Raw genomic sequence first — 9,103 nt, 5'->3', positions numbered from 1 at the left:
TCCCAGGCGTTGGCGACGTGGTCGAAGAGGCCGTTGTCGGCGGCGGCTTCGCGGTAGGCGGCGAGGTCGGCCTCGGACATCGGGTGGAGGCCGAGGGGGTCGGTGGCGCCGACGGGGTCGTTGCCGGCGTAGTGGTATGGGTTGGCGGCGAACGGGTGGCCGGGCGTGGCGGCCAGCGGGTCGGTGGACAGGAACGAGCGGGTCGACGGGTCGTAGGCCCGGTTGCGCAGCCACAGCAGCCCGTCGACCTCCAGCTCGCCCCGGTAGCCGAGGCGGGCCTGGCTGGGGTCGACGGGAGCGCCCCACGGGTCGGCGGCCGGGCCGACCGAGCCCTGCCAGTCGTGCGCCAGCCAGTCGACGGCGCCGTCACGCCCCACGGTCGCCCACGGCTCCGAGTCGCCCACCACGGCGGTCCCGTCGATCCAGCGCAGCTGGGGCACGGCCTCGGTCGGGTCCCACAGCAGCGGCATGCCGTCGACCTCGGCCAGGTCGCCCAGGGCGTCGACCCGCACGTCGGTGTCGCCCACGCCGGCCAGTTCGCCGTGCCAGTCCCAGCGGACGTCGCGCACGGTGCCGTCCGGCCCGGGCCCGGTGGACGACACCCGGCGGCCCGCCCGGTCGTAGTCGTAGCGGGTCGGCGCGTCGCCCAGCCGGCGCTCCCGCAACTGGTGGGCGGCGTCGTAGGTGTAGCCGACGGCGCCGTCCGGCCCGGTCTCGCCGGCGAGGCGACCGGCGGCGTCGTACGAGAACGTCCACGAACCCCGGCCGCCCGCCACGCCGACGAGCTGCCCCGCCGGGTCGTAGCCGTAGGTCGTCCGATCCCCGCCGTCCGTGGTGGCGGCGGCGACCCGACCGGCGGCGTCGCGCTCCAGCCCGGTGACGGAGCGCCCACCGTCACCGGAGCCCCCCGAGCCCCCGGACACGGTGTGGGCCGCCAGCATCCCGTCGCGGTACGTCCACTGCTCGCTGCCCCGACCCGAGCTGCGCCGTACCAGCCGTCCGGCGTCGTCGTGCTCGAACGCCACCGTGCCGACCGCCGGGTGGGCGGCGCCCACGACCCGACCGTTGGCGTCGTGGCCGAAGGTGGTCTCGGTGCCGTCGGGGTGGCCGACGGCGACCCGCCGGCCGTCGGCGTCGTAGCGCCAGGTGAGACCGACGCCGTTGCGCCGCCGGCCGACGAGGCGCCCCGCCGCGGACCACTCCAGCTCGTGCCGGTAGCCCACCTCGTCGACGACCACCGGCCTACCCAGCAGGTCGCGCTCGAACCGCACCCGCTCGTCGCCGCCCCGGTCCGCAGCGCCACCCCCGATCGCCCGCACCCGCCCCGACCCGTCGTACCACCAGCGCACCTGCTCACCCGTCGGCAGCACGCGCTGGACGAGCCGCCCGGCCGGGTCGTACGCCCACTGCGTGCTGCGCCCGAGCTGGTCCCGGCTCTCCACCAGCCGCCCGACCGGGTCGTGGCGGTGCTCCACCCGGCCGCCCAGCGGGTCGACGACCGCCCGCAGGAACCCCCGCTCGTCACGCTCGTAGCGGGTCACACCGCCGTTGGGGTCGACCGCCGACACCATCTGCCCCCGGGCGTCCCAGCCGTAGCGGGTCACACCCCCGGTCGGCGACGTGACCGCCACCAGGCGGCCGGCGAGGTCGTACTCGTAGCGGGTGGTGCCGTCGGCCGGCGACACCCGGGCCGCCAACCGGCCCCCGGCGTCGTAGCGGAAGCGCACCGCCTCACCCGTGGGGGCGACCACCTGCGTGACCCGCCCCTCGCCGTCGAGCCGCCGCGACCACCGCCGACCACCCGGGTCCATGACCGCGACCCGGCGCCCCGCCCGGTCCCACGAGTAGCGGGTGACGTGCCCCAGCGGCGACGTGACCGCGTCGAGCCGCCCGCCCGGCGTGTACGCGTAGCGGGTCACCCCACCCTCGGGGTCGGTCACCGAGGTGACGCGGCCGCAGAGGTCGTAGGTCGCCTGGGTCGACGTGCCGTCGGGCCGCCGGTTGGTGACCGCCCGCCCCAACGGGTCGTGGTCGAAGTCGACGGCGGTCAGCCCGTCGTGGATGCGGGTGAGGCGCCCCGCATCGTCGAGGGTGGAGCTGCGCCGGGTGCCGCTGGGGTCGACCGTGCCGACGAGGTGGCCGGTGACGTCGTACTCCCGCAGCCACGTCGCTCCGGCCGGGTCGCTCGTCCCAGTGAGGCGGCCGAGGCGGTCGTAGTCGAGCTCCCACTTGGCGCCGTCGGGCAGCACGACGCCGACGAGGTTGCCCAGGCTGTCGAACCGGCGGGTGGTGGCGTAGCCGAGCTCGTCGACCACCTCCTCCGCCTCGCCGTGGGCGCCGAAGCGCTGCTCGCGGCGGGCACCCGTGGGGTCGACGACGGCGAGGGGGCGACCGGCGGCGCTCCACTCGTAGCGCCACACGGCGCCGTCGCCGTCGGTGCGGGCGACGAGGCGGCCGGCGTCGTCGTAGGCCAGCGACGTGCGCCGGCCCATCGGCGACACGGTGGCGGTCACCCGCCCGGCGGCGTCACGCTCCACCGTCGCGGTGTTGCCGAGCCCGTCGGTGAGCGACGTCAGCTCGCCGTCGGCGTCGAAGCCGAAGCGCACCTCGACGCCGTCGGCGTTGACCACCCGGTGGACCAGGCCGTCGCGCACCTCCAGCCGGGTGACGGCGCCCTCGGGGTCGACGATCTCGACCGGCGCCCGCTCGACGCCCTCGTAGCGGTACGACGTCGCGGCGCCCGTCGAGGCCGAGACCCGCACCACCCGCCCCAGCTCGTCGTGGTCGAAGGTGAACCACGACCCGTCGGGTGCCTGCCGGCGGACGAGGCGGGCGCGGTCGTCCCAGCGCTGCAGGGTCGTCGACCCGTCGCGCTCGGTGACCCGCACCGGGTTGCCCCACTCGTCGTACTCCTTGGTCAGCTCGTTGCCGTGCCCGTCGATGGCAGCGACGAGCCGCCCCTGGTCGTCGTGCACGTAGCTGTTGGCCGGGCCGCCGGCGTCATCGTCGACGACCGTCACCCGGCCGCCCAGGTACCGGTACCGCGAGCGGCGACCGAACGGCGACAGCTGCTCGATCACCCGGCCGTCGTCGTCGTAGCGGTTGTAGACCTCCATCACGCCGTCGGCATCGACCACGGCGACGATGCGGCCACCGTCGCGGTCGCGGTCGAGCTGGTAGTGGCGGAGGCCCCGGGGCCCGCCGGCGGCCTCGACCAGGCGACCGGCGTCGTCGTAGGAGTAGGTGACCGCCCGGCCGTCGGAGCCGCGGACCGCCACGACCCGGTCATCCGACCACTCCAGCCGTACCGACCGACCGCCCCGGTGCCGCAGCTCCACCAGCCGGTCGCCGTCGTGGACGAAGCGCACCTCGGTGCCCGGCCCGTCGTCGGCCACCACCGGCCGCCCCGCCGCGTCGAACACCAGGCGGCTGCCCCCGCCGATGCCCTCCAGCACCAGCCCGCCGTCGTCCGCCTGCGCCACCAGCCCCGGCACCGCCGCCACCCGCCGGTAGGCCGACCCGTTGGTGCCGCCCGGCACGCGGGGGATCACCACCTCCTGGCCGTCCGGCCCGACCCAGTGGGCGCCGTCGGGCTCGGCCCGCAGCCGGACCGACGTCCACGACGACCAGCCCGGCCCGAACGCCCCCACCCGGTCGGACCGGCTGTTGTAGCTGCGGGTGAACTGGAGCAACCGGCACAGCCCGCCGGCGTCGAGATCGACCTCGGCCTCCACGAAGTTGCCGTTGGCCGTGTTGACCGGGTCGTCGGAGTAGCCGCTGGTGGGCGGCTGGCCCCAGGCGCTGGGGTTGTCGTAGGTGACCGACTGGCGGGGGCCGTCGAGCCCGGCGGCGTCGAGGCGGGCGTCGATGACGGCGTCGGACACCGTGCCGCTGCCGGCGTCGCGGAACGCCTGGGCGATGGTGGTGGCCCACTGGGCGTCGGTCTCGTTCCACTGCACCCACGTGCCGATGGCGCTGATCAGCGACGACGCGTCGAAGTGCCCCCAGCCGAGGGTCGACGTGAAGTCGCCGTGGAGGGTGTCGAGCGACGTCGTGTGGGGCGACACGGTGGTGTCGTGGCCCCGGCTCGCCGACGCCCAGGTGTCGAGGTCGTCGGGCCGGGCCGACGACACGCCCCTGGTGCCGTACGAGGCCGCCGGTCCACCCGCGCCCACGTTGCGGGTGACGACGCCCGGGTCCTCCACCGGGATGCTCGGCGGTTCGATGGGCGGACCGGGCGGCGGGACGTCGTCCTCGCCCATGAACGTGTCGTGGATGCTGTCGCCCACGTCGCTGACGAAGCCGCCGATGCCGCCGCCGTTGTCCTGCGACGCCTCCCACTCGCGGGCCTGGACCCGACGGTCCTGCTCGGCCTGGGCCTGACGGGCCAGCTCGTCGAGGTTGTCGGCGGCGGTCCGGAGCGACGCGGCCACGCGGGTGGCGTCGCCGGTGCAGGTGGTCTGGCGGTCGTCGAACTCGTCGCCGTAGCGGCCCTGCCAGTAGGTGCGGGCCGTGGCGCGCAGGTTGCCCCGCTCGGTGACCTGGCCCTCGAGCACGGAGGCGGACGACCGGAGCTCGGCGGCCAGATCGGCCGCGGCCACCTGGTCGCACCGCACGTCCTCATGGATGGCCCCGAGCTCGGTCACGGGTCTACCTCCGCCTCCCTGTGGCCTGTCCCTCCGCAAAGTACCACCGGCCCCACCGACAGGGATCGCGCCGCCGCAGCCCCAGGACGGGCCCGAACGGTGCCCGTCAGGCCGACAGCGCGGCGGTGCCCGGGGTGAAGCGGAGGGGGAGCGTCTGGGGGCCGAAGATGCCCATCGGGGTGCGCCAGGTGGGCTCGCCGTCGAGCGAGAACGTGGGCATCAGGGCCGTGAGCTGCAGCAACGCCTCCTGCATCTCGGCCCGGGCCAGGTTGGCGCCGAGGCAGTAGTGGGGGCCGCCGCCGAAGGTGTGGTGCGGGGCCCGCACGACGGTGATGTCGAAGTCCCGCGGGTCGACGAACACGGACGGGTCGTAGTTGGCGGCGGCCAGCGACAGGGAGACCAGGGTGCCGGCGGGCACGAGGTGGTCGGCGATCTCGACGTCCTCGACGGTGAGGCGCGGGGCGAGCCCGACGGCACCGCTCACCCGCATCACCTCGTCGACCGCCTGCGGCACCAGGTCGGGCCGATCGACCAGCAGCGCCCACTGGTCGGGTCGCTCGGCGAACAGCGCCATCGCCAGGCCGAGCTGGTTGCGGGTGGTGTCGAACCCGGCGAACAGGAGGCCGGCGATCAGCGACCGCAGCTCGCCGTCGGACAGCCGGTCGCCGGATTCCTCGGCCTGGGCGAGGGTGGTGACGAGGTCGTCGCGGGGCTCGCGGCGCCGCTCGGCGATCAGGCGGGCGACGTAGGCGTCCATCTGCGAGGCGCCCCACAGCGCCTCCTCCAGGTGGGCTCCCAGCTCGAACGACAGCACCCAGGTGAGGGCCGTGTTCCAGCGGGCGAAGTCCTCGTGGTCCTCGTCGGGGACGCCGAGCAGCGCGCACATCACCTGGATGGGGTAGTGGTCGGCGACTTCGGCCATCAGCTCGCAGCGTCCCCGCTCGTAGAGGGGCGCCAGCAGGCCCTGGAGGATCTCGCGCATGACCGGGCGGTGCGGCTCGACGGCCCGCGGCGTGAAGGCCCGGTTGACCAGGGTGCGGAGCCGGGCGTGCCCATCGCCCTCCTGGGCGAGCAGCGAGTCGCCGACGAGCTGGTGGATGAGGCCGTCGCTGACGCCCTGCATGCGCACGATGTCGGGGACGGCGCTGCGCAGGCGACGGTCCGTCAGCAGCGCCTGGACGACGTCACGCCGGATCACCAGCACGCCGATCGGCGTCCGCACGAGGGCCGTCGACGAGCGCAGTTCGTCGACGACCGGGGCGGGGTTCTCGGTGAACTCGGGCGAGAAGACGTCGAGGAACGGGGCCTCTTCGAGCGCTCGCACGCCCTGAGGGTACGGGCGGTAGCCCCGTTCAGACCAGGTCGACGATGCCCGTCACGCTGGGCAACAGGTGCGTGTGCGGAGCGTGGGCGAGCTGGTCGAGGGTGCAGCCGCCCGTCCCCACGCCGACGACGACGCCGGCGCCCGCGTTGGTGCCCGCCTCCAGGTCGGCGGTGGTGTCGCCGGCCACCAGCACCCGGTCGACCCGCCGGGCCCCGGCGCGCTCCATGGCCCGGAACACCAGGTAGGGGGCGGGCCGGCCGGCGGCGACCTCGTCGGCGCACACCACGGCGTCGACCGTCGTGCCGACATCCCAGCCCAGCGACGCCAGCAGCGGTTCGGCGACGTCGCGCCCGAACCCGGTGGTGAGCGCGACGCGGACGCCCCGGTCCCGCAGCGTCGCCAGCGCCTCGACCACGCCGGGGATGGGCTCCGGGGGCCGCTGCCGGTAGCGCTCGGCCAGGCGGGTGACGAACCGACGGTAGAGCCCGTCGACGTCCGCGCCCGGACCGGCCAGGGCGGCGATGGCCTCCCGCTTGTCGGCACCCATCCAGGCCCCGACGTCCGCCACGCCGACCACCTCACGGAGCACCTCGTAGACGGCGCCGTGCTCCTCGACGGTGGTGCCGGCCATGTCGAGTGCGACCAGGTCGATCACCACCGGGACCGTAGCCTCGGCGTCGTGGACGACCCGTACGGACGCAGTGATCTCGTGGTGGTCGGGGCCGGGATCGTCGGGCTGGCGCACGCCGTCGAGGCCCAGCGCCGGGGCCTGACGGTGACCGTGGTCGAGCGTGACGACCGGGCCGTCGGGGCGTCGGTCCGCAACTTCGGCCACGCCTGCATCACCGCCCAGGCCGGCCACAACCTCGACCTGGCCCGGGCCTCCCGCGAGCGCTGGATCGACGTCGGGACGCGGGCGGGTGTGGGAGTGGCGGAGTCGGGTGCGGTCGTGGTCGCCCGGTCGTCGGAGGAGCTCGACGTGCTGGAGGAGTTCACCACCGGGCGGGCAGGGGAGGCCGAGCTGCTGGGCGTGGCCGAGCTGCGCCGGCGCGTCCCCCTGGTCGGGGGCGACGTGGTCGGCGGCGCCTACCTGCCGCAGGACCTGCGCGTCGACCAGCGCCGGGCCGTCGGGGCGCTGGCCGCGTGGCTGGCCGACCAGCCCGGCGTCGATCTCCTCTGGGAGACATCGCTCACGGGCCTGGAGGAGGGCTCCGTGCGCACGAGCCGGGGGACGATCGAGGCCGACCGGGCCGTCGTCTGCGTGGGCCACGACGTCGACCGCCTGTTCCCCGACATCGCCCGGGAAGCCGAGGTCGAGCGCTGTGTGCTGCACATGCTGCGGGTCGCCGCCCCCAGTGGCCCCGGGTACCGGGTCGACCCGGCCGTGCTCAGCGGCACGTCGCTGCTGCGCTACGGCGGGTTCGCGGCGTGCCCGTCGCTGCCGGCGCTGTGGGCCCGGATCGCGGTCGAGCGCCCCGACGTCCTCGCCGCCGACGTGAACCTCATGTTCACCCAGCTCCCCGGCGGCGACCTCACCATCGGCGACACCCACCACCACACCCGCACCGTCGACCCGTTCAGCGACGACAGCCTCGACGAGATCCTCCTCGCCGAGACGGCCCGCCTCCTCGGCGTCGACCGCCTGGTGGTCCGCCAGCGCTGGCGCGGCACCTACGCCACGGCCCCCGACGACCTGCTCGTCGCCACGCCCGGCCCCGGGGCGCGGGTGGTGTCGGTCACGTCCGGCATCGGCATGACCGTCGCCTTCGGCCTGGCCGTCGAGGTGCTCGACGACCTGCTCGCCGGCGCCTGACCCGGGCCTCAGCCGTCAGCAGGGGCGTCGGGCGGGAGGACGAGGGCCGGGTACTCGGCGGAGCGGTTGCGCAGCTCGGCATCGATGTAGTCGTCGGCGGCCTCGGCCAGGTCGACGTCGCCCTGGCGCTCCTCGCCCAGGTACCAGCGGTGCTCCAGGATCTCGTGGAACAGCTCGGGCGCCGGGAGCCGGTCCTGGAGGTCGTCGGGCACCCGGGCCAGCGTCGGCTCGTAGACCTCGGCGAGCCAGCGGTAGGCGGCGATGGCGTCCGGCACCTCCCGGCCCTCCTCGTGCTGCAGGCAGGCCCGGTATTCGGCCAGGTCGTTGAGCAGCCGCCGGGCCTGGTTCTCCTGGGCCTTGATGCCGGTGAGGGCGGCCAGCCGGCGGGAGTGGTGGCCCTCCTCCAGCACGCTCGCCACCATGTGCAGCTCGTCGCCGTCGGCCTGGCGCACCAGCTCGAGCTCCTCGACGTCGAAGCCGAGCTCGTTCAGCCGGCGGATGCGGGCGGCGATGCGGTGCCGTTCGTCGGGGGCGGCCGGCCCGATCACCTCGGGACGGCGCAGCTCCCTCCACAGCGACTCGTAGCTGCGGGCCAGCTCGTCGGCGGTCTCGAGCGGGTCGACGTCGGACGGCAGGCGGCTGGCCTCGCACAGGTCGAGCAGCTCGCCGGCCAGGTTCTCGGTGGCGATCACGAGGTCGTGGTTGCGCTGGCCGTCGGACAGGCGGGCGTGCCGCTCACCGGTCTCGGCGTCGACCAGGTAGGCGAACAGGCAGCCGGCGTCGCGGCGGAACAGGACGTTCGACAGCGAGCAGTCGCCCCAGAAGAACCCGGCCAGGTGGAGCCGGACGAGCAGCAGGGCCAGGGCGTCGATGAGCCGGCTGCGCACGTCGGCGATGCCGCGGCCGGCGAACAGGGTGCGGTAGGGGAGCGAGTACTCGAGGTGCTTGGTGATGAGGACCGCGCCGAGGTCGTCGTCGCCTGGAGCCGCCGGCCGCTCGCTGACCACGCCCACCGGCTTCACCACCGGCAGGTTCTCGTCGAGCAGCTCCTTGAGCAGCGAGTACTCCCGCTGCGCCAGGGGGAGCGTCGTCTCCTTGAGGGCGTAGGCGTGCCCGCCCTCGGCGACGAAGCGCACGACGTGGCGCGACACGCCGGCCGTGTAGTCGACGATCCGTGGGTCGTCCCACTCGGCCAGAGGCCGCTCCCACGGGAAGTCCAGGAAGTCGGGGTAGCCGGCACGGGCCACCAGGTGGAACGACCGTGGCCCCGGCGATCTCGCCACGTCCGCACGCTACCGGCGCTCGGGGTTTGGCCATTGC

At 75.0% G+C, this 9,103-nt stretch carries 5 protein-coding genes; 1 reads left to right on the top strand and 4 read right to left on the bottom strand.

What is annotated here, in order from left to right; translation table 11 throughout:
- The 3 genes from VK611_14845 to VK611_14835 form a co-directional block, all read right to left on the bottom strand.
- Positions 1 to 4,646: DUF6531 domain-containing protein (locus VK611_14845; protein ID HMG42611.1), on the bottom strand; the 4,646-nt coding region annotated here is incomplete at its 3' end.
- Between the two features lie 106 nt (positions 4,647 to 4,752).
- Positions 4,753 to 5,970 (bottom strand): cytochrome P450, encoded by a 1,218-nt coding sequence (locus VK611_14840; protein HMG42610.1) that lies wholly within the window; start codon positions 5,968 to 5,970, stop codon positions 4,753 to 4,755.
- A gap of 28 nt (positions 5,971 to 5,998) precedes the next feature.
- Positions 5,999 to 6,625, bottom strand: a complete 627-nt coding sequence (locus VK611_14835) for a phosphonatase-like hydrolase (GenBank protein HMG42609.1) — start codon at positions 6,623 to 6,625, stop codon at positions 5,999 to 6,001.
- 24 nt (positions 6,626 to 6,649) lie between these two features.
- Here VK611_14835 and VK611_14830 point away from each other — a divergent pair, with 24 nt between their 5' ends.
- On the top strand, positions 6,650 to 7,783 hold the full coding sequence (locus VK611_14830) for a TIGR03364 family FAD-dependent oxidoreductase (protein HMG42608.1): 1,134 nt from the start codon (positions 6,650 to 6,652) through the stop codon (positions 7,781 to 7,783).
- A gap of 8 nt (positions 7,784 to 7,791) precedes the next feature.
- Here the strand turns inward: VK611_14830 and VK611_14825 are convergent, their stop codons facing one another.
- On the bottom strand, positions 7,792 to 9,066 hold the full coding sequence (locus VK611_14825; GenBank protein ID HMG42607.1) for a DUF4032 domain-containing protein: 1,275 nt from the start codon (positions 9,064 to 9,066) through the stop codon (positions 7,792 to 7,794).
- Between the last annotated feature and the right edge of the window lie 37 nt (positions 9,067 to 9,103).

Source organism: Acidimicrobiales bacterium (assembly GCA_035316325.1).
Taxonomy (GTDB): Bacteria; Actinomycetota; Acidimicrobiia; order Acidimicrobiales; family VFJN01; genus DASXTK01.
The sequence above is the reverse complement of the archived record's forward strand: the minus strand, read 5'-3'. Positions and strand labels throughout refer to the sequence as shown.